Below are 21,776 nucleotides of genomic sequence, written 5' to 3'. Positions count from 1 at the left end.
TCACAACATTGATTTTAGAGATTCTTTGATCAGAACCTCTGTAGACATACCAGGCTTGGCCACTGATTTTACTGTTTTTTGTGCTTGCGCCAATTTATAACCTAATGACACTAACGCAGAGATTGCATCATCTGCCGCATTATTAGCAATAAGTGCGTCAGATGCGGGCTCTATAACTGCATTATCACTAAATGGCGTGAATAAGTCATTACCCCAATCTTTTAATCGGTCTTTCATTTCAAGTACCAGGCGCTCTGCGGTTTTTTTACCTACACCTGGCAGTTTCACTAAACTGGTGGCATCTTCGTTATTCACACAGCTAACAAATTGCTTAGCCGACATCCCTGAAAGTATTGCTAATCCGAGCTTTGGCCCAACGCCATTGGCTTTTAATAGCTCTCTAAATAATGCTCGCTCAATTTTATTATTAAAGCCAAATAATAACTGGGCGTCTTCTCTTACTACAAAATGAGTATACACAATGGCATTTTCGCCAATGTTTGGTAAATCATAAAAACACGTCATCGGCATGTTAACTTCGTAACCAACACCGCTTACTTCAAGCAAAATTTCTGGCGGTTGTTTTTCTACTAAGATGCCATTTAAGCGACCTATCATGTTATTTCCTTAATCGTCCTCTAACGGTTTTACTGGCACTGCCCGCTAGTTTTATTAAATTTTGATCGGAATGAGCATGGCATATCGCAATGGCTAATGCATCGGCTGCATCCGCTTGCGGTGTGCCTGGCAATTTTAAAATATTTTTAACCATATGCTGCACTTGCGATTTATCGGCACCACCGTGCCCTACCACCGCTTGTTTAATTTGCCGCGCCGAGTATTCAAACACCGGTAACTCAGCCATTGCCGCACCAACAATTGCAGCCCCTCTGGCTTGGCCTAATTTAAGAGCTGAATCAGGATTATGCGCCATAAATACTTTTTCAATGGCAAAATGATCGGGAGAGAATTGTTCGATTAGTTGACTGATCCCTTGATAAATCATTTTTAATCGAATAGGAAACTCGTGATCGGCCAGTTTTATACAACCGCTGCCTAAATAAGTAAATTTAGCACCTTGATGGGCAATCACCCCATAACCGGTTAATCGTGAGCCAGGATCAATCCCTAAAATAATAGCCAATACTTGCCCAATCAGTGTAAATAGTTAAGTACGCTAATAATGCCAGAGCACTGTATAAATTACCAGTGCATTATTGGCATAAAAAAGCCCGTAAAAACGGGCTTGTTTAATTGCTAACCTTTTAGGCTAAAGAGCGTAGTAACCCTTGGGTATTTTTACGCATGGTTCTAGCTATCATAAAGTAGCCTAGTGATGCCACAAACACACCACCCACTAATGGTCCAATAAGCCAAATATGCGGGTGCAGCTTACCTGCTAAGTCAAACATCTCACGTTGCACTATTAATAAAGCCACATCACTGACCAACGCAGCGACAAAACCAGCAGCGCTGCCCAGCAATAAAAACTCATATAAAGTGGCATTTTTTATTAGCCGCCCTTTGGCGCCTAAGGTACGCAATATGACAATTTCCTGCATCCGTTCACCAAGGCTTGCTTGCACTTGCGAAATTAAAACTAAGCCACCACACATCACCACTATCGCCAGTACAAATCCAATTGCCAGCGATACTTGCGAAATAGTAGAACGTATTTGTTTGACAAAGCTGTCAACGTCGATGGCGTTGATTGTCGGGTAGGCACGTAGTAGCTCACTAAAGTCGCGTTTTTGATCGGCTTCGATACGCACCGATGAAATATACGTCGCAGGAAAATCAGCCAGTACATCAGGACTTAATATAATAAAGAAATTAGGCTTTAAAGTAGCCCAATTAACTTTACGAACACTGGTGATTTTGGCATCAAATGACTGGGCGCCAATCAAAAATGTTAGCGTATCACCCAGTTTCACATCTAAACGCTCTAGCATAGATTCTTCGATCGATGCTTCAGCGGTGGCATTGTCGGCAAACCACTGCCCGTCTATGATCTCATTTTGCACAGGGACTTGCTCTAACCATGTAAGATTTAGTTCACGGCCAATACCTGCGCGTGCTTCTTCGTCTTTCTTCTCGTTGTCTTGCAATGAGACTTCGCGAGCAACTAATTCACCATTAACAGCGTTTACGCGACCACGAATAGTCGGATAGAACTCAGATACTTGAATATTTTTTTGCTCTAAAAAGCTTGTTACGTCTGGCAATTCAGTTTCGGTTATATTTACTAAAAAAGCATTCGGCGCGTCGCTTGGAAGTTGCGATTGCCAATCTGCGATCATATCGTTTTTCAGCACCACTAAAAATAACAATAGCTTTATTGCCAACGAAAAACTGATCAACTGTACCGCATTAGCATTGGCACGTTTTTGCAACGAAGCAATCGCTAATGACCAACTATTCCCCGGGCGCAATCCTAGTTTACGTCCGCTGCCAAAAATTAACCGAGATAATACAAACAGTATTGCAATCAAAATTAAAGTAGAGACAAACAAAATAGCGGTAATTTTAAGGTTATTACTAAACAACCACATTAATAAAAAGACTGTTAAGCCCGACATCGCTAAATGCACTTTACTTACTAGTAGCTTATCGCCTAAGTTACGGCGTAATACCCTAAGCGGTGGAATATCAAATAAATCTAATAACGGCTTGATTGAAAACATCACGGCACAGATAACGCCAGTACTAATCGCCACAAACCACGGTTTTATACCCGCTGCAGGAAGAGTATTGTTCATTGATTTAGCTAAATAACTAGTGGCTATCTCTTGTAAACCATAGCCAATGGCTAAGCCAAGTATGACCGACAAAGCACACACCAGTGATAAATGCAGTAAGTAAATTTTGCGAATTGTCGATCGGCTACCACCTAAGGTTTTCATCATCGCAACTGGGTCATATTGGCGTTCGCAATAACGCTTTGCAGACACGGCAATAGCCACCGCCGCTAAAATAATGCCCAATAACCCCGCTAATAATAAAAAGCTTTCAGCGCGGTTTAAGCTATTTGCAATCGGCGACTGTCTGTCTTTAACACCATACCATTGCTGGTTTTCTTTCATTTGTGGTTTTAGCCAGCTATAAAAGTCAGTAAGGTTACTCTCATCCCCTGCATACAACTGGCGGTAAAAAACACGGCTGCCCGGCTGGATCACTTCAGTTTTGTCTACATCTTGGTTATTTAACAACACACGACGACTACTTGAAAAAATATTAAATGGCGCATCTGGCTCTTCCACCAATACTTTTTCAATATTAAATTGCGCAGCGCCTAGCTCAACCGTATCACCTACTTTTACATTTAGTGCATAAAATACCGATTCACTAAACCACACATTACCAACAGTTGGCCCTTGCGTGGCCACTTCAACCTCTCCGGTTAAACTGCTTTTAACTTTTAGTTCGCCCTTAAGTGGATAATGCTCCGACACCGCCTTTACTGAGCTTAATTGCATTTCGTCATTAGCAAACAACATAGTATCAAAGTAAGTGAGTTGTGCGGTTTGTAAGTTGTATTCGCTTGCTGTTGTTAAATATTCACCCGGTAATTCATGGTTGCTTGCCAGCACGCGATCAGCGGCAATAAAGGCACTGCTTTTTTGCGCTATGCTTTGCCCTATGCGATCAGTCACCATAGAAAGCGTTAAAACCGTCAATACCGCCAACGCTATGGCCGCACAAATCACCGTGAGTTCACCACGGCGAAATTCACGGCTAAATAATTTTAATGCTAATTTAACCCACATTCGCCACAGCCTCATTGGTATTTTTAACTAATTGACCCGCTTCAATTTGTAACACATGCTGACACTTTGCTGCTAACGCCTCATCATGTGTGACTAAAATCAACGTCGTGCCATGAAGCTGATTAAGCTCGAATAACAGTGACTCAATTAACTTACCATTTTTGCTATCAAGATTTGCTGATGGCTCATCGGCGAATAAAATCTTTGGTGTGCCAATAAATGCGCGAGCAATCGCTACACGCTGCTGCTCACCACCAGACAATTGCGACGGATAATGCTCAATACGATGACTTAAACCTACTTTTTCCAGAAGATCGAGTGCTTGTTGCTTGGCATTTTTTCCACCAGCAAGCTCTGCCGGTAACATCACATTCTCAAGTGCTGTTAAACTCTGTACCAACATAAATGATTGAAATACAAAACCGACTTTTGCAGCTCTTAATGCCGCACGCGCTTCTTCATCAAGTTCATGCAGCGGCTCACCATCTAAATAAATTGATCCCTGAGTCGATTGGTCAAGCCCTGCGAGCAAACTTAATAAAGTTGATTTACCTGAACCTGAGGTACCAACTACAGCAACTGAGTCTCCAGACTTGACATTAAAGGTGATGTCACTGAGGATGGGCAAATCCCCTTCAAGGGTATTAACCGTTTTAGAAAGACCTTTAACCTGAATGATATTTAATTGAGATAGCGCTGACATATGATGTATTCAATCCTACGTTTTATTTTCGTTTTACTATTAGTAATCAAACCACTTAGTGCGGCAGCTGACAACACAATTTTAATTTTAGGTGATAGTTTAAGCGCCGCCTACGGCTTAAAACAAGAGCAAGGCTGGGTTAAACTGTTACAAGATAAGTACGACAACGAGCAAGCGCCGATCCAACTTATCAATGCCAGTATCAGTGGCGAAACCACCGGTGGCGCACTGCGTCGTTTAGACGCCCTACTTAATGAGTTTCAACCGAGCCATGTACTTATAGAGCTTGGTGGTAACGACGGCCTGCGTGGCTTTCCAATTAAACGCCTAAAAGAAAACCTAGCCAGTTTAGTGAGCAAGAGCAAACAAGCTGATGCCAAAGTAGCGATTATGGAAGTACACATCCCGCCTAACTATGGGCCACGTTATACCGGATTATTTACCGCTAGTTTTGCTGAGGTTGCTGGTGCCACAAACAGCCATTTAATGCCATTTTTTATCTTGAATGTCGCTGCTGATAATAGCCTGATGCAAAACGACAACATACACCCTAACAAAACTGCTCAACCTATACTACGAGATGTGATGTATAAATCGATCAATGACTGGATAAATAACTAAACATCCTCATAAAATGATTTATTTCACTCAGTACGTGCAATAAATGTTCAAACAAACAAAAGCTTATTGATTTTTGAAAAAATATACGTACTATTGCTTGCAACGTCGGTATGTAGCGCAGCTTGGTAGCGCACTGTCATGGGGTGGCAGGGGTCGAGAGTTCGAATCTCTCCATACCGACCATTTAATTCAACAACTTAACCTCATTTATATATAAGTTGTTTTCTTTAAAAGCCTTTCGTGTAGCCAATCTGTAGCCACTCTACTCATTTTATAGCTGGGAAATAAAGCTTACTTCATTTAGCTGTTCGTGCGTACTGGTTGCGAAACTCCCGTTTTACGATGTCTGAAAATACCCTAAATAAACTTGGCTAGTTTCGTATATTGATCTAAGCTATTGCGTAAGCCCCACACACCAGAAAGCCGTTTCTTTGTAGATACCTAAATAAGCTTTTCCGAGTCCAATTGTTCCCCCAGCTTGTCTTAATACCTTTATTATTAAGGTGATTTACTAAAGCATAACAACTAGGATTTTTGTATCGGCTAGATTGATTGAGCAATTCCACCAGCGCTTTAAAAATTAGTTTATCGTTTTCTATTCGATGTGAATTTTGCATAACTCCCCTTTATTAAGTCATATTATACCCTTTTATATGCTAATGTTTGGTTGGCAGAGTTAAAGCATGTTTGTATAGCTATCAGCATATGCTTGAAGTTCAATTCTACAATCAAGCTACTTTTTACTATTAAAGTTTCTAAGGAGAGATATGTTTTTTTCTAAAAGTGATAAATCAACACCATCAAATACTAAGCCTGACTGGAGCTTAAAAGATAAAGAGCTAATAAATAATATAACTGGTAACACATATAATACATCAGACTTAGCATACGCATTAAAGAAAGACGGGCATAATGCTATTGCAGCCATTTGGTATAAAGGCCAATTTTTATGCAACTTAACAACGCTCTACAGTCAATCTGGTATTTATAAAAATCATGGTATGAAAGAATGCGATGCTTTCATAGAAGGCTTCGACGATACAAACCTAGCTGACCTAAACAGCAATGAAATAGAAATATCTTTGCCTTACCTTAAATTCATGAACAAAGAATTTGGATTAGCGGGAATCAGAACCCAGCAAAACCAAAACCATTACGATGTGCTCTATTATGGTAAATACTTAACACAAATTTCTGAGTCTGTAGCTAACACAATAGAGAAAGCTAAAGATATCCACCTAACCAGAAAATATGGTGTTAATGGCAGTAAAGCCAAACAAGACTATGATAAACAGAAAATAGAACACGCTATTGCAAGTAAACTAAACAAAGTTGAAGCAAAAGACGTACTACTGACAACCGAAACAGCTCTAAACTTAAATATTACAAAACGTATTGATGTTATTACTGCCGAATGCGCTTATGGCATGAACATTTTTAAAGATATTTTTGCAAGTTTTAGTGATACTTTTGGAGGTCGCAGTAACAGCATACAAAACACGCTTAGAGATGCCCGTAAAACAGCACTAAATGAACTTAGAAAAGAAGCCTATTCTCTAGGTGCTAATGCCGTAATAGGTATAGATCTAGACTACAGTGAGATATCAGGCGGTGGTAAATCAGGTATGTTATTTATCGTTGCTTCGGGCACAGCTGTAATTATCGAGAATTAAACATAGCTATATTATATGTGCTCTATACTGCCCGAAAAGCCATATCAAAATTCTATTCAAAGAAGTTAAAATACCTCTTTAATATATTGTTATTAAAACACTTTTCCTGTAGGTGCTTTCGCAAAGCCTATATATCTTGAATGCGAAATTATAAAGCTAGACAGCCACTCTAATTGAACAAACAATGCTGTTCCACCACACTTACTTTTTAGATTAAGAGTTAATCTTTTACTACAAGGTTACTTTCATTTTTTCTATTTAATAAGTTATTAATCCGCTTAAACCAAAATTGCGCGCACGAAAATGACTGCACAATTGCAGTTTTAACTTTTTACTGAGGGCTTTTAACTTAACTTCTATATTTGCACAAGCTGGCCTTTGTGCTGAACAAATTTTAACTAGATTAAATATTCTAAAGCATGTATTTTGTTTGCTAGGATAAAGTATAGGGACATTAAAATGAATAAAAAATTAATATTATTGGCTTTATTTCTTGGGGTAACACTAACCGCGTGCGGCGGTTCAGGTAGTTCAACTAAGCCACAAGTAGAAAATAATAATCTCAGTGATAGCGATAAAGATACATCTACCGATAGTTCAACCGGCTCAGGTGCCATTACTGCTAAAATCAATCCGATCCAATCGGTATACACCGGTTCAACGGTCAGATTAGTAGGAACAAGTAGCATTGTTCCTGCCATTTCAAGCGTGGATTGGTCAATTATTGAAAAGCCTGATAATAGCTCTGCAAAAATAGCAAATAATAGCAGCCTAATGAGCGAGTTTGTTGCCGATATAGCTGGTACATATCAAATTCAGCTAATCATTAAGTCAGGTTCAACAGAGTCTATTGCTACAGCGTCAGTGAGCATTTCAGATAAACCAATTGAGCCAAAAAATCATGCCCCAACAGCTGTTATTACTCCTTTTGAGGAAAAAGTGGGTAAAAATAAGCAAGTAACACTAAGCGGCAAAAATAGCTCAGATGCTGATGGCGATAAGATTTATTATAAGTGGCAAGTTACCAGTGCTAACAATGCATTAGACTTCTTTCTCGCCAATCCTGAAGGACAAAGTGCTGGTTTTGAAGGAAGAGACTATGGCATATTCACGATCAGCTTAACGGTACATGATGGTAAAGCCTATTCAGAAACGGTAACCAAACAGATAGAAGTATATGATGATAGACCAGAGCTCATAGCATCATTTGACGCACCTGAAACCGCTGAAGTGAACGAGTTTATTAACCTTGATGCAAAAGACAGCATGCAATACAATTTTGCGACTCCTATGTTTAGCTTCGACAGTATTCCTGCTACCAGCAAGGTAACATTAGCCTATACTATGTCGTATATCTCCTTCTTTATTCCAGATGTTGCCGGTGAATACAAGGTTCGTTTTACACTCAAAGATAGAAATAGTGACCGTACGGAATCAGTCGTAAAAACGATAACGGTCTCAGAGAAACAGAGCGATGCTGGTAAAACAGCAATTTCATTTAGTTCCGACCAAAATGCACCACCAGCACTTAACGTCTTGCCAAGCCCATTGCTTAATACCTTTACCCTATCAGAGCAATTATTCTACGCTGAAGTACAAGAGCCTGAGGGCGCGCAAGTAGAGTTGAGCTGGAAGTGGCTAAATAGGCCAGCGAATAGCCAAGCAGATATTATTGCTGAAACAGGTAGCCGCGCTAGAGTTCGTTTTGATGTTGCTGGCTTTTACATTTTACAAGTCGCCGCCTCTGACGGAGAAAACACCACGAAAAGGTTTGTCGCAATCAAAGTAGAAGATCCCGATAACTCCGCGCCGACCATTATCGATGTTGAGATGTTCGGGAATAAAATCAAAGGCAGTAATTTAACACTCAAAGCACACGCCTATGACAAAGAAACAGATCCCATTACCTACACATGGCTCGTATTATTGCCAAATGGCAGGGCTGCATCTATTGGTAACGAAACAAGTGATACAGCAATATTGCCTTTAGTTTCCTCAGGTAACTATCAAGTGCTTGTTTATGCAAAAGATGATATAGCTCCTTATTCGAGTCATAAACGCATTACATTTATCGTTGAGTAACAACTGATGCGGCACGCTTAGCTCGTGCCGCTGACCCGCTCACTGTCTTTTTTAGCTCCATCATAAACTCCTTTACCCTGTGAATAAACGAGTCAACACTCACCATAAGCCGATTCCTCTAAAAGATATGCTTGAGTTATGCCCAACTCAGCTAGTTTTGTCTCCGCTTCTTGGCAACTAAACTCCTACTAAAATAGATAGCCATTTTAGAGCTTGGCAGTAGCCTGTGAGCTCGATGGATTTAAGCTCAAGTTACGTTTATTGATAACTAAAATTACGCAGTCCATTTTAAAGCTAACTAATAAGCCTATTTGACTAATTACTTAACCATTGCAACTTGGATCAATTGCAAATATATTAACAAAACTACTAAGTAGAAGGATTTACTGATGCCAGGTGCCTTTGCACACATTACTGCGGCTAACTTAGCTACTGAGAATAACGCCCTGATTGGAATGAATATTCCTACCAAAGCAAAGCTGATCTTAAGTCAAAATCAAAAATACCTTGAGTTAGGCTGTGTATCGCCTGACTACCCTTATTTAGCTGTGGGTAATTCAGAGCAAAATAAATGGGCTGATTTAATGCATTATCACAATACCGGTGATGTAATTAAAGAAGCAGTAAAGTATTGCAAAAATCTAGAGGGATCAGCGCAAGAGAAATGCTTTGCTTGGCTGTGTGGTTATATGTCGCATGTTGCAGCTGATATCACCATTCATCCGGTGGTCGAGCTTAAAGTGGGCCCGTATGAGCAAAACCAAACTGACCACCGCACTTGTGAAATGAATCAAGACGCTTACATTTGGCCAAGGTTAAACTTGGGTGAAATTGGCCTTGCTGATCGCTTTCGGCTTAATATCGGCTCATGTAGCAGCCAAAATAACTGCCTTGATGAAGATATTAAACAACTGTGGCAGCATGTTTTATCGCATATCCACCCAGATTACACACAATCAGCAGCTCCTGACTTTGATGCGTGGCATTCAGGCTTTCAACTGGTTGTTGATCATGCTGAAGAAGGATATCGACTCTTCCCATGGGCAAGGCATGTTGCGGCAAACAATGGGCTACTCTACCCTCGCCAAGATGAGATTGATTACACTTACATTGAGCAGCTTAATACTCCAAATGGCCCAATGCACTACGACGACATTTTTAATTTAGCGGTTAAAAATATACAGTATTTTATATCGATTATTGCTAATGCTATTTTTAATGATGGAGAGTGCTGGCAAATTTGTAATTGGAATTTAGACAACGGTAAAGACGAAAATGGCAACTTAACCGCGTGGAATATTTAAAATGAAATACTTAACTCTAATCTTAGTAATTGTTTTATCTGTGGGCTGCCCTAGCCTAGCTAATGCACATGAGCCAGAAAAGATGGCTGATCTTGCATCACAACTAAAAGATATTTCAGCCGCGGTTGATGGCACATTAAAGTTCAGCACCAAAACCTATACTGATCCGCAAGCATTACTAATGGCTGCTATCAACAGCAATAAAAACAACCTCACCCCTTTTGAGGACTATCAGTTAAAAGTTTTCATTCAAGATAAAAATGCCATTTTATTACTGTGTGAGGATGACATTTTACTTATTGAAGATGCTGGCTGTACTGCGCCATCCGATATCCAGCATTGGCAATCAATTGACACTCAAGCCTGTAAAGTTACTATCAACGCCAGCAAAATTTGTAAGCGTTAAAAAATTGCGATTTATTCTTTTTTATAAAGTTTAATTAGGCCAACTTATTTTTTAAATACAATGTTTACCTTCATTAATAAAAGGAATTTCAATGAATAACAAAATAACCAAGGTACTTATATTTTGTATCGCCCCCCTAATATGTGTATTTAACCTACACGCAGAGCCTTTGCTTTCCCCCTATCCAAGTGCCAAGCTGGAGAACTCCGTTATTTTAGCGGGTGAAGAAACTCGCCTTGTTACAAAGTTTGTTGCTACAGCTGAAAAGTCTCAACAATTTGAGTATAAAAAATTCATTGGTGATACAGGCCATTACGCTTATACGATAAAAAATGTTGCTTCGTTAAAGGTAACAAAAAATTATGAAAGTGCGTTAAGTGATGCTGGTTTTAAAGTGGTTTATACATGTTCTTTAAGTGATTGTTATTCAGGAGATAAACGTGAACAAAGAAAATTATTAGCTGAAAAGTCTAGCTACTTTAACCCTAGTAATCAATTCCAACAACCTCACTATATTTTCGCCACAAAAGGGGATGAGTCCCCCGATGCTGCTATTTCGTTATTTGTTGGTCAGTATAAAAATACGACGCGAGTATTATTAACCACAGTGGATATAAAAGACATTGAATCAGGACTTGTCACTGCCAATTTTGACGCATTTACCAAACACAATAGTAAACAGATAACCAAGGCACCGCGTAAAGATAAAGGGGGCTCAGCAGATCATCCATTAATAAGTCGCTACCCTAGTAGTTATATTGAAGATTACAAACAGGTTGATTATGAAGAATTCAGCATTCCTGTTGGTATTGTTGATACAAAAACAAAGACACTCCCAATGCTAGACGTTACCGGAGACTTAACCCAAATTACTTATGTCGTAAACAGGGTGTCAACGCTAAAAATTTATCATAATTATCTAAGTGCTTTAGTAAAAGAAGGGTTTGAAACGGTATTCTCTTGTCAAAAAGATTCATGCAGTGGTAACACCAGAGATAGATTAATCCGTGAGGATTTACAAAAGTTAGGGGATAAACTCGCTGTAAAACAAGCTTATAATTACTGGCGCCAACCTCGATACCAAGTTATGAAAAGTACTGTTGAGGGCCAAACTACCTATGTAGCTTTTTTTATAGGTAACTATGAAGGCGATTCTCGTATTCAGCTTGTAGTGATGCAGAGCGAGCCATTATTAACTGGGTTAATAGAGACAAATAGCGATAAAGTGTTAGAGCAACTTAAGCAAAAAGGTAAAGCCTCAATCTATGGGGTGTTATTTGACTACGATAAAGCGGTCATAAAGCCTGAATCTAAACAATCATTGGATGTCATTGCGCAAGTTTTAGAAAAAAATAAGGCATTGAGTTTGTATGTTGTTGGTCACACAGATGATAAAGGCTCTGCTGAATATAATTTAGACCTTTCTAAACGTCGGGCTGATGCGGTCGTTAAAGCTTTAATTGCTGACTATGGTATCGCTAAAACAAGGTTAATACCTCAAGGTGTTGGCCCCTATGCTCCCGCAGCCACTAACAAAAACGAATTAGGTCGAGAGCTGAATCGACGTGTTGAGTTAGTCGAAAGGTTATCTGATTCAAAATAATTACGTATCGCGAAAAATGCATATTAACGCCATTGCCTTAATATGCATTTTTATCACCAATTAGGTACGAAGTTCTATTGCAAAGTGGTCACTAGGCTCGCATTGTAAACTAAGCCTTTATCTATAGTGGCTTTAAAACTGCAAAACGCGCCATTCACTAAACATAAATTGGGTGCAACATGTCCGATATCAGCGTCGATGATAACTGGGAATAAACAATTACCTAACGCAAGCTCAAGGGCTTGGTAATAATCAATGTCTTGCTCTGGAGAGCTAAGCAAAGCACTACGCCCCAGAATAATACCGTTAATATCAGCAAACACACCATTTAACCGCAACGCCATTAAAGTACGGGCCACTGCTGTAGGTGAAAGCTCTGCATTTTCTAAATAAAGTAGTAAACCTTCTGGCGCATATGTTTGCTTAAAGTTATGCAGATCAAGATATGGAGAAGCCAGTAACACGTTAAGTGAGTCTAAACAGCCACCAAATAACCGCCCCGTCAGCTCTACTTGCCTTGAGTCTTGATAGTTTAGGCAGCGCCATTGACTCGGCTGAGTATAATCAAATAATGCATCTGGCTCTTTTGCGTAATCAATCACTTTATTCTGATAATACTTGGCAGGCATCTGTTCGAAATAGCCATTTTTCTCAAGCGCCAGAACATCAAAAACTTGCAAGCAGTAATTGTCTTTCTCGTTAGGATGTAATTGCATTAGATTTGCAGCATGAAGTGTTACCCAACCACATCGCACTGTAAGCATACAGGCAAACGTGCTCACATCTGAAAAACCTACTAACCACTTTGGCTTGGCAGATTTAACCGCATTAAAATCAATATACTGAAGTATTTCCATGGCAAGCTCACCACCCCACGGCGGCATAATTGCGGCAATGCTGTCATCAAGTAAGAATGCCATTAGCTCATCAGCGCGTTGTTTTGCTGGGCTACTTTGTTGTCTTAAGCATTTACCTTCGACTACTAGGTAGCCACGGCGTGTTAAGCCAGAAAGTACGCGTTCCAGGCGTGGGTGAAAGATACTCTTAACACCGGATGAAAATGCGCAAATGGCAATTTTATCGCCGTTTTTTAATGCGTCAGGAAAAGTAATTGCTGTCATCAACATCTGCAAATTATCAATACGTTAGCTTAACGTACCCAATTTATTAAGAAATGTCGAGATTGTTTATGGCATAAAAAAACCGATGCAAGCATCGGTTTTTAAAAACGTGAAAATGAGTAAAGTAATTAAATGTACTCAACCTCAATGATTTCGTATTCCACGTCGCCTTTCGGGGTTTTAATGATCACAGCATCATCTGCTTGTTTACCAATTAAACCACGGGCAATCGGTGAATTAACCGAAATACGGTTATCTTTAATACTTGCTTCATCATCACCAACAATTTGGTATTTAACTTCAGCATCAGTCTCAACATTAACGATTGTTACTGTGGTACCAAAAATAACTTTACCCGTATTTGGTAGTTTAGTCACATCAATGATTTGTACATTTGAAAGCTTAGCTTCAATTTCTTGAATACGGCCTTCGCAAAAACCCTGTTGCTCACGCGCTGCGTGATATTCAGCGTTTTCTTTTAAGTCACCATGTTCACGTGCAACTGCAATATCAGATACAATTTTTGGACGGGTAACTGTTTTTAATTCGTTAAGTTCTTTGCGCATTAAATCTGCGCCACGAACTGTCATCGGAATTGTTTGCATACTTTTCTCACTTAATCCCAAGGCCGATAAACGGCCTTGGCACATTTCCTTAGTTCAATCGCAGGTGTAGTTCTTGAACTGACGTCACTTTGCTGCGGTCGTCTGCTTGGTTAGCAGTACAGTTAGCAAATGCCGCATTCAAGGTCGTTGTATAGTTAGTTTTGTGTTGCAATGCACCACGACGTAACACCTTCGAATCTTCGATCGCTTGGCGACCTTCGGTAGTATTAACGATATAGCTATACTCGCCATTTTTGATTCTATCAAGAATGTGCGGGCGACCTTCAAATACTTTGTTTACACGACGTACTGCAATACCAGCATCTTCAAGTGCAGCGGCTGTGCCACCTGTTGCATCTAGTTCAAAACCTAGGTCTGTCATGGTTTTAGCTAGTTCAACAATACGTGGCTTATCGCTATTACGCACAGATAGTAACGCGCGGCCACCGCGTGGTAAAGTGTTGCTTGCACCTAATTGTGCTTTTGCAAAGGCTTCGGCGAATGTATCACCGACACCCATTACTTCACCAGTAGAGCGCATTTCAGGGCCACGGATAGGATCCACACCTTGGAACTTAGCAAATGGCAATACCACTTCTTTTACGCTGTAGTAAGGTGGTATCACTTCTTTAGTAATGCCTTGGCTTGCTAAAGATTGACCCGCCATACAACGTGCCGCTACTTTTGCAAGTGCCACACCGGTCGCTTTTGATACGAACGGTACCGTACGCGCTGCACGTGGGTTTACTTCGATTAAGTACACTTTGCCATCTTTAACAGCAAACTGTGTATTCATCAAACCAACCACGCCAAGCTCCAGTGCCATGTCAGTTACTTGCTTGCGCATTACGTCTTGCACTTCTTGTGATAACGAATGGGCTGGTAATGAACAGGCTGAGTCACCTGAGTGAACACCCGCTTGTTCAATGTGTTCCATGATGCCGCCGATGATCACTTGCTCGCCGTCGCAAATTGCGTCAACGTCAACTTCAATCGCATTATCTAAGAAACGGTCAAGTAGTACTGGTGCTTCATTTGATGCAGATACGGCTTCGGTCATGTAACGACGTAAGTCTTGCTCGTCATACACAATTTCCATTGCGCGACCACCTAGTACATACGAAGGACGTACAACCAGTGGGAAACCAATTTCAGCTGATTTTAAAATCGCTTCTTCAGTTGAAGTCACAGTGGCATTTTCAGGCTGAAGCAGGTTTAAACGCTCAACAAGTTGTTGGAAACGCTCACGGTCTTCTGCACGGTCAATCGCATCTGGTGAAGTACCAATTACTGGCACGCCGTTAGCTTCAAGTTCACGGGCAAGTTTAAGTGGTGTTTGACCACCGTATTGCACGATTACACCAACAGGCTTTTCTACACGTACGATTTCAAGTACGTCTTCAAGGGTAATTGGTTCAAAGTATAAACGGTCTGACGTATCGTAGTCGGTAGAAACCGTTTCAGGGTTACAGTTAACCATGATAGTTTCGTAACCGTCTTCACGTAGTGCAAGGGCTGCGTGAACACAACAGTAATCAAATTCAATACCTTGACCGATACGGTTAGGACCGCCACCAATAACCATGATTTTATCACGATCAGATGGGTTAGCTTCACACTCTTCATCGTACGTTGAGTACATGTATGCAGTATCAGAGCTAAATTCTGCAGCGCACGTATCAACGCGCTTGTATACTGGCACGATGTTTAATAAATGACGCTTTTTACGAATTTCAGCTTCAGACACACCGGCAATTTCAGCGATACGAGGATCAGCAAAACCTTTACGTTTTAACTTACGAAGGAAATCAGCGCTTAAGCCAGCCATGCCCACTTCGGCAATTTTAGCTTCGTCTTTTAAGATATCTTCAATCTGTACTAAGTACCAACGGTCAACTTTGGTTAACTGAAACACTTCTTCAACGCTCATGCCGTGACGCATTGCATCAGCAATATACCAAATACGCTCAGCGCCTGGCTCACGTAATTCACGGATGATTTTCTCTTTCGCTTTCGGATCGTCAAGTGCCACGATTGGGTTGAAACCCGTTGCGCCAACTTCCAGACCACGTAATGCTTTTTGTAACGACTCTTGTTGGTTACGACCAATCGCCATTACTTCGCCTACAGATTTCATTTGCGTGGTTAAACGGTCGTTTGCACCAGCAAATTTTTCAAAGTTAAAGCGAGGAATTTTTGTTACTACATAGTCGATTGATGGCTCGAACGACGCAGGTGTTTTACCACCGGTGATGTCGTTTTGTAGTTCATCAAGTGTGTAGCCTACCGCTAGCTTAGCCGCGATTTTAGCAATCGGGAAACCGGTTGCTTTTGAAGCAAGTGCTGATGAACGTGATACACGTGGGTTCATCTCGATAATAACCATACGGCCGTCATCAGGATTAACACCAAACTGTACGTTTGAGCCACCTGTTTCAACACCAATTTCACGCAGTACTGCCATAGAGGCATTACGCATTAATTGGTATTCTTTGTCAGTTAATGTTTGCGCAGGAGCAACGGTGATTGAATCGCCAGTATGAACACCCATTGGGTCAAAGTTTTCAATTGCACAAACGATAATGCAGTTGTCGTTTTTGTCACGCACAACTTCCATTTCGTACTCTTTCCAACCGATCAATGATTCATCAATCAATAGCTCGCTGGTTGGAGAAAGGTCTAAACCGCGTTCACAAATTTCTTCAAACTCTTCTAAGTTATACGCCACACCGCCGCCGGTGCCGCCCATAGTGAAAGAAGGTCGAATAATACACGGTAAACCAATGCGTTTGATGATGTCTTTTGCTTCATCCATTGAATGAGCAATTTCAGCACGCGGGCATTCTAAACCGATATTTCTCATTGCGATATCGAAACGTTCGCGGTTTTCTGCTTTATCGATTGCATCAGCTGTTGCGCCAATTAGCTCAACACCATGCTTTGCCAATACACCGTGCTTGTCTAGTTCTAGCGCACAGTTCAATGCGGTTTGACCACCCATTGTAGGTAGTACTGCATCTGGCTTTTCTTTTTCAATGATTTTTTCTACCACTTCCCAATGAATTGGCTCGATGTAGGTCGCATCAGCCATATCAGGATCGGTCATAATTGTTGCAGGGTTTGAGTTAACTAAAATAACTCGATAGCCTTCTTCTCTAAGTGCTTTACACGCTTGAGCACCAGAGTAGTCAAATTCACAGGCTTGGCCGATTACAATCGGGCCTGCGCCTAGGATAAGAATGCTTTTTATGTCGGTACGTTTTGGCATTGTTACTCCGGTTTAATTAGTTGTTACGCGCTTGCATCAAATCGATGAAGTGGTCAAATAATGGGGCTGCATCGTGTGGACCTGGGCTTGCTTCAGGGTGACCTTGGAAGCTAAAAGCAGGTTTGTCGGTGCGGTGAATACCTTGCAACGTTCCGTCAAATAACGATTTATGCGTAGCACGAAGGTTATCTGGTAACGTTGTTTCATCGGCAGCAAAACCATGGTTTTGCGCAGTGATCATTACTACGTTACGGTCTAAATCTTTCACTGGGTGGTTACCACCGTGATGACCAAACTTCATTTTCACTGTTTTTGCACCCGAGGCAAGGGCTAACAATTGGTGACCTAAACAGATACCAAAAATAGGAATTTCAGTTTCTAAAAAGGCTTTAATTGCTTCAATGGCGTAAGTACACGGTTCAGGATCGCCTGGGCCATTCGATAAGAAGATACCATCTGGGTTAAGTGCTAACACGTCAGCTGCCGAGGTTTGTGCAGGTACAACGGTTAATTTACAACCACGGTCTACAAGCATACGGAGAATATTACGCTTCACACCGAAATCATAAGCAACAACGTGAAACTTTTCATCGGCTGCGTTTAGAGTTTTGAACCCTGCGCCTAATGTCCAGCTTGATTCACGCCACTCGAAATTTTCCTTGGTTGATACTACTTTCGCTAAATCCATACCTTTTAAGCCTGGGAAGGCTTGCGCAGCTGCGAGCGCTTGGTTTTCATCTAATTCGTCACCTGCAATAATACAACCGTTTTGAGCGCCTTTATCGCGCAAAATACGGGTAAGCTTACGGGTGTCTATGTCTGCAATACCTAAGATATTACGTTCTTTTAAGTAATCATCTAACGATTGCTCGTTACGGAAATTACTTGCTAGCAGTGGCAAATCACGGATCACTAGGCCTTTAGCCCAAATGTGACTCGCTTCTTCGTCTTCGCTGTTAGTACCCGTATTACCTATGTGTGGGTACGTCAAAGTTACGATTTGTTCCGCGTATGAAGGGTCAGTCAGAATTTCCTGATAACCAGTCATTGATGTATTGAATACTACTTCACCGACAGACATGCCGTCAGCGCCGATTGCAGTACCGCGAAACACTGTGCCGTCTTCTAGAACTAACAGAGCGGATTTAGTCAAGTTAACCTCCTAACAGTAAAAAACGGGAGTAAAGTCATTTGCTTTACTACCCGTTTATAGCGATTGGAAACACGCAATTATGAATTTTTGGCAAATTAGCGCTATTTTATAGTAATTTGCCTTTTAGGTCTAACCCTATTTCAATAATCAGTAAAAATAAGCCCTATAAGCCAAAAAAGCCACCAAACACCCAAAAAAGTAACTAAACTACTTCAAGTCGAGGACATCTTGCATGTCATAAAGTCCTGCAGGCTTATTTTTCAACCAGCCCGCAGCTCTTACTGCGCCTAATGCAAAGGTCATTCGAGAACTTGCTTTATGAGTTAATTCAAGCCTTTCGCCAGAAGTTGCGAAATATGCGGTATGTTCACCAACTATATCTCCGCCTCGGAGCACCGAATAACCAATTTCATTTTGCGATTTTTCTGTTTCTACTCGGCTGCGATCAAATACCGCAACCTCATCATGCACCCACCCTTTTGCATCGGCAATTGCCTCACCAATGGCAAGTGCAGTGCCTGATGGCGCATCTATTTTATGGCGATGATGCGCTTCAAAAATTTCGATATCTAAATCATCACCAAATTTAGTGGCGGCGGTTTGCACTAAATTCAACAGTAAATTTACGCCTACGCTGTAATTTCGCGCAAACACAATTGGAATCTGCTTGGCAGCCGTTTGTAACGCCAGCATATCGTCGTCATTTAAACCGGTGGTGCCAATCACCATCGGGATATTTTGTGCCACAGCTGTTTTTAGATGCTCACGCATGCCTGCTGGCAATGTAAAATCAATCAATACGTCAATGTTCTCTACGCTGCGCTCATCACTGAAATTAACAGTCGGAGGGGCTGCACTATTCAATTGATTAACAGCAATATTTAATAAAGGTGAACTACTACGTACATAGGCTGCACCGAGCTCGGCATGATTATTCTTATGTGCGGCTTCAACTAGTGCTAACCCCATTCTTCCGTTCGCGCCAAATACGCCAATTCGATTCATTTTAATTAACCTTTGCTTTTATGTTGGCTAGATTTTATCTAAAACTCATGTAATAGTCAGGTACGCCTTTTAAAATAATAATAACAGATACCCATAGACTTTAGCCATCTATACATTTAAACTTCTTTCTTTGCGCCGATTTGGTCTTTGGCTTGCGGGCGCTGTTGAGTTACTTATCACTTTGATAAGCACACAACTAAATGCTGCTAAAAGAAGGATGTTTTTGCTGCACTAGTTGTCTATGAGTTATCTAACGAGGAATATGATGCAGCCATCATTTAATAAAACTAATGCAAAGTTATCTTTGCTGCCGCTACTTACGTTTGTCGCCTTATTTTTAGGCGCGGGTTTATACCTGCAATCACAAGGGGTCGATTACGCTTTTTATCAGCTCCCTGCCCCAGTTGCGATTTTACCGGCGATCATGCTGGCGTTTATCCTTAATAAAAACACCATTAATCACAGTGTAGAAACCTTTATAAAAGGTGCTGGTCACAATAACATCATTACCATGTGTTTAATTTACTTACTTGCAGGTGCTTTCTCCGCCGTTGCCGGCGCTACAGGGGGTGTTGACGCTGTTGTAAATGCCGGTTTATCACTTATTCCTCCTGCTTTGCTGCTACCGGGTTTATTTTTAATTGCTGCAGTTGTATCAACCGCCATGGGTACCTCAATGGGGACTATCGGGGCCATCGGCCCGATTGCTTATGCGGTATCAATTAAAACAGGCATTGATCCAGCATTAATGGCAGGTACGATTGTGTCAGGTGCGATGTTTGGCGATAACTTATCAATTATTTCTGATACCACCATTGCTGCAACGCGTACCCAAGGCTGTGAGATGAAAGATAAATTCCGTGAGAATTTAAAAATCGCATTGCCAGCAGCTATCCTCACTATTGGTTTATTATTCTTTTTAACTCCTGCGGCTCAAGCAGTAGACACTAAAGATTACGATATTCTATTAGTACTACCTTATGCATTTATTTTAGTACTAGCGGTGATGGGCTTTAATGTATTTGTGGTGCTGTTCAGCGGTATTATATTTGCGGCACTGATGGGCTTTACTGGCAGTTATGAAGGTGCCAGCTTTGTAAAAGACATTTATAAGGGCTTTACTGATATGCAAGAAATATTCTTGCTGTCGATGTTTATTGGTGGCTTATCAGAGTTTATTCGTATTAACGGTGGCCTTGATTATATCGCGCAAAAGATTCAAGCCATTACTAAAGTCATTGCAAAATGGCACCGAAAAGTGGCAGATCAACTTGGTATTGCCGCGTTAGTTATGACCAGCAACGTATGTATAGCGAATAATACCGTGTCGATTATTGTTGCCGGTCCTATCGCCAAAAAACTTGCCGATGATGGTGAGATCAGCGGTAAGCGTTCAGCAAGCTTACTGGATATTTTCGCCTGTGTTACGCAAGGATCTCTCCCTTATGGTGCACAAGCGTTACTACTTGGCGCAACATTTAAAATTAGCCCGTGGCAAGTATCAACCTCATCTTACTACTGCTTTATATTGGCATTTACTGCTATAGCTGTAATTTGCCTACGCCGAAATAAGGCATAAATACTTAAGCAGATGCGCTCACGTTTGGGCGTATCTGCTATACTTTGCACTTTACTCCCCATTAAACATATAGTTATGAATATAAAATCAACATTATCTTTATTCGCCCTTTGTGCAGTTAGTACATCTAGCTTTGCTGCAAATTGGAGCACAACGCAACTACATTTAAACTACGGCGATTTTAAAAACCCATTTACTGAACAAGAAGCAGGTACATCAATCGCTTCACTGCAACACGCCTCTGGCTATGACTATGGTGATAACTTTTTCTTCATAGATTACATTAATGATAATGTTGATGATGGCTATCAAGACCGTGACTTTTATGGCGAATGGTATTCAACTTTTAGCCTTTCTAAAATAACCGGTAATGACTTTTCGTTTGGCGCTATTGCTGACGTTGGATTAACAGCGGGCTTTAACGCCGCAGGTGATGCTAAAGTATTGAAGTATTTACCCGGTGTTAAAGTAAATTGGCAAGCGCCAGGATTTAGTTTTTTATCAACCCTAGTTACGGCCTATATAGATGATAACGAGGGTGTTGCGCGTGGCGGCGCGCCTATTGAAACTAACAGCTGGATGCTAGATGTTGCATGGGGTTACCCGTTTTCGATTGGTTCACAAAAATTTAATGTAACTGGCCATGTTGAATATATTGCTGAGCGCGAAAATGAATTTGGTGAAGATGTTAAGGCGTGGATCTTAGCGCAGCCTATCATTACTTGGGACTTGGGTAATGCCATCAGCATGAAAGAAAACACCTTACTACTTGGCCTTGAGTGGCAATATTGGCACAACAAGCTAGGGACCGATACCACTGAGTCGGTACCGCAATTTCATGTTGAGTGGACGTTTTAGCGAGTTAGCGATAATAATAAAGCGCGAT

The 21,776-nt window shown here is 41.0% G+C and carries 17 protein-coding genes and 1 tRNA gene; 9 read left to right on the top strand and 9 right to left on the bottom strand.

From position 1 onward, the window contains the following. The 4 genes from ruvA to H5186_RS00785 all read right to left on the bottom strand — a co-directional run bounded on the left by ruvA (position 1) and on the right by H5186_RS00785 (position 4,470). Positions 1-618 carry a Holliday junction branch migration protein RuvA gene (gene ruvA, locus H5186_RS00800; RefSeq protein ID WP_145233091.1) on the bottom strand — a complete coding sequence of 206 codons (618 nt, stop codon included), beginning with the start codon at positions 616-618 and terminating at the stop codon, positions 1-3. A 1-nt stretch (position 619) separates the two neighbouring features. Continuing rightward, a complete protein-coding gene (gene ruvC, locus H5186_RS00795) occupies positions 620-1,144 on the bottom strand; it encodes a crossover junction endodeoxyribonuclease RuvC (RefSeq protein WP_145233090.1) in 525 nt (174 codons plus the stop codon). Between the two features lie 121 nt (positions 1,145-1,265). After that, positions 1,266-3,767, bottom strand: a complete 2,502-nt coding sequence (locus tag H5186_RS00790; protein ID WP_182793960.1) for an ABC transporter permease — start codon at positions 3,765-3,767, stop codon at positions 1,266-1,268. After that, positions 3,757-4,470: an ABC transporter ATP-binding protein gene (locus H5186_RS00785; RefSeq protein WP_182793957.1), complete on the bottom strand. Its 714-nt coding sequence runs from the start codon at positions 4,468-4,470 to the stop codon at positions 3,757-3,759. Before H5186_RS00785 ends, H5186_RS00790 begins: the two co-directional genes overlap by 11 nt. Here H5186_RS00785 and H5186_RS00780 point away from each other — a divergent pair, their 5' ends adjacent. From H5186_RS00780 to H5186_RS00750, 7 genes are all read left to right on the top strand, one after another. Further along, positions 4,471-5,091 (top strand): arylesterase, encoded by a 621-nt coding sequence (locus H5186_RS00780; protein ID WP_145233087.1) that lies wholly within the window; start codon positions 4,471-4,473, stop codon positions 5,089-5,091. A 106-nt stretch (positions 5,092-5,197) separates the two neighbouring features. After that, positions 5,198-5,274, top strand: a tRNA-Pro gene (locus H5186_RS00775). A gap of 584 nt (positions 5,275-5,858) precedes the next feature. Further along, entirely contained in the window at positions 5,859-6,764 is a 906-nt protein-coding gene (locus H5186_RS22910; RefSeq protein ID WP_259400263.1) for a YbjQ family protein, read from the top strand. Positions 6,765-7,223: 459 nt separating this feature from the next. Further along, positions 7,224-8,846 carry a PKD domain-containing protein gene (locus H5186_RS00765; protein ID WP_182793955.1) on the top strand — a complete coding sequence of 541 codons (1,623 nt, stop codon included), beginning with the start codon at positions 7,224-7,226 and terminating at the stop codon, positions 8,844-8,846. Between the two features lie 389 nt (positions 8,847-9,235). Next, the gene (locus H5186_RS00760; RefSeq protein WP_182793953.1) at positions 9,236-10,150 is read left to right on the top strand and encodes a zinc dependent phospholipase C family protein; all 915 of its coding nucleotides are present in this window, start codon (positions 9,236-9,238) and stop codon (positions 10,148-10,150) included. A 1-nt stretch (position 10,151) separates the two neighbouring features. Next, positions 10,152-10,556, top strand: coding sequence for a hypothetical protein (locus H5186_RS00755; protein ID WP_182793951.1), 405 nt, complete (start codon positions 10,152-10,154; stop codon positions 10,554-10,556). Between the two features lie 91 nt (positions 10,557-10,647). After that, entirely contained in the window at positions 10,648-12,159 is a 1,512-nt protein-coding gene (locus H5186_RS00750) for an OmpA family protein (protein WP_182793948.1), read from the top strand. A gap of 74 nt (positions 12,160-12,233) precedes the next feature. On the opposite strand, the gene H5186_RS00745 is transcribed toward H5186_RS00750, so the two are convergent. The 5 genes from H5186_RS00745 to dapB all read right to left on the bottom strand — a co-directional run bounded on the left by H5186_RS00745 (position 12,234) and on the right by dapB (position 19,311). After that, positions 12,234-13,280 carry a S66 peptidase family protein gene (locus tag H5186_RS00745; protein ID WP_182793946.1) on the bottom strand — a complete coding sequence of 349 codons (1,047 nt, stop codon included), beginning with the start codon at positions 13,278-13,280 and terminating at the stop codon, positions 12,234-12,236. A 128-nt stretch (positions 13,281-13,408) separates the two neighbouring features. Continuing rightward, complete coding sequence (gene greA / locus H5186_RS00740; protein WP_145233085.1) at positions 13,409-13,885, bottom strand: transcription elongation factor GreA; 477 nt, start codon at positions 13,883-13,885, stop codon at positions 13,409-13,411. 49 nt (positions 13,886-13,934) lie between these two features. After that, on the bottom strand, positions 13,935-17,153 hold the full coding sequence (gene carB, locus H5186_RS00735; RefSeq protein WP_149982336.1) for a carbamoyl-phosphate synthase large subunit: 3,219 nt from the start codon (positions 17,151-17,153) through the stop codon (positions 13,935-13,937). Positions 17,154-17,169: 16 nt separating this feature from the next. Further along, a complete protein-coding gene (carA, locus tag H5186_RS00730; protein ID WP_145233083.1) occupies positions 17,170-18,306 on the bottom strand; it encodes a glutamine-hydrolyzing carbamoyl-phosphate synthase small subunit in 1,137 nt (378 codons plus the stop codon). Positions 18,307-18,513: 207 nt separating this feature from the next. Beyond that, positions 18,514-19,311 carry a 4-hydroxy-tetrahydrodipicolinate reductase gene (dapB, locus tag H5186_RS00725; RefSeq protein WP_182785035.1) on the bottom strand — a complete coding sequence of 266 codons (798 nt, stop codon included), beginning with the start codon at positions 19,309-19,311 and terminating at the stop codon, positions 18,514-18,516. Positions 19,312-19,576: 265 nt separating this feature from the next. Here dapB and H5186_RS00720 point away from each other — a divergent pair, with 265 nt between their 5' ends. Both H5186_RS00720 and H5186_RS00715 read left to right on the top strand, forming a co-directional pair. After that, positions 19,577-20,890: a Na+/H+ antiporter NhaC family protein gene (locus tag H5186_RS00720; protein ID WP_182785041.1), complete on the top strand. Its 1,314-nt coding sequence runs from the start codon at positions 19,577-19,579 to the stop codon at positions 20,888-20,890. 75 nt (positions 20,891-20,965) lie between these two features. Then, positions 20,966-21,748 carry a nucleoside-binding protein gene (locus H5186_RS00715; RefSeq protein ID WP_182785036.1) on the top strand — a complete coding sequence of 261 codons (783 nt, stop codon included), beginning with the start codon at positions 20,966-20,968 and terminating at the stop codon, positions 21,746-21,748. Positions 21,749-21,776: the final 28 nt, after the last annotated feature.

Origin of the sequence: Pseudoalteromonas sp. SG41-2 (assembly GCF_014164535.1) — a bacterium.
Classification (GTDB): Bacteria; Pseudomonadota; Gammaproteobacteria; order Enterobacterales; family Alteromonadaceae; genus Pseudoalteromonas; species Pseudoalteromonas rhizosphaerae.
The sequence above is the reverse complement of the archived record's forward strand: the minus strand, read 5'-3'. Positions and strand labels throughout refer to the sequence as shown.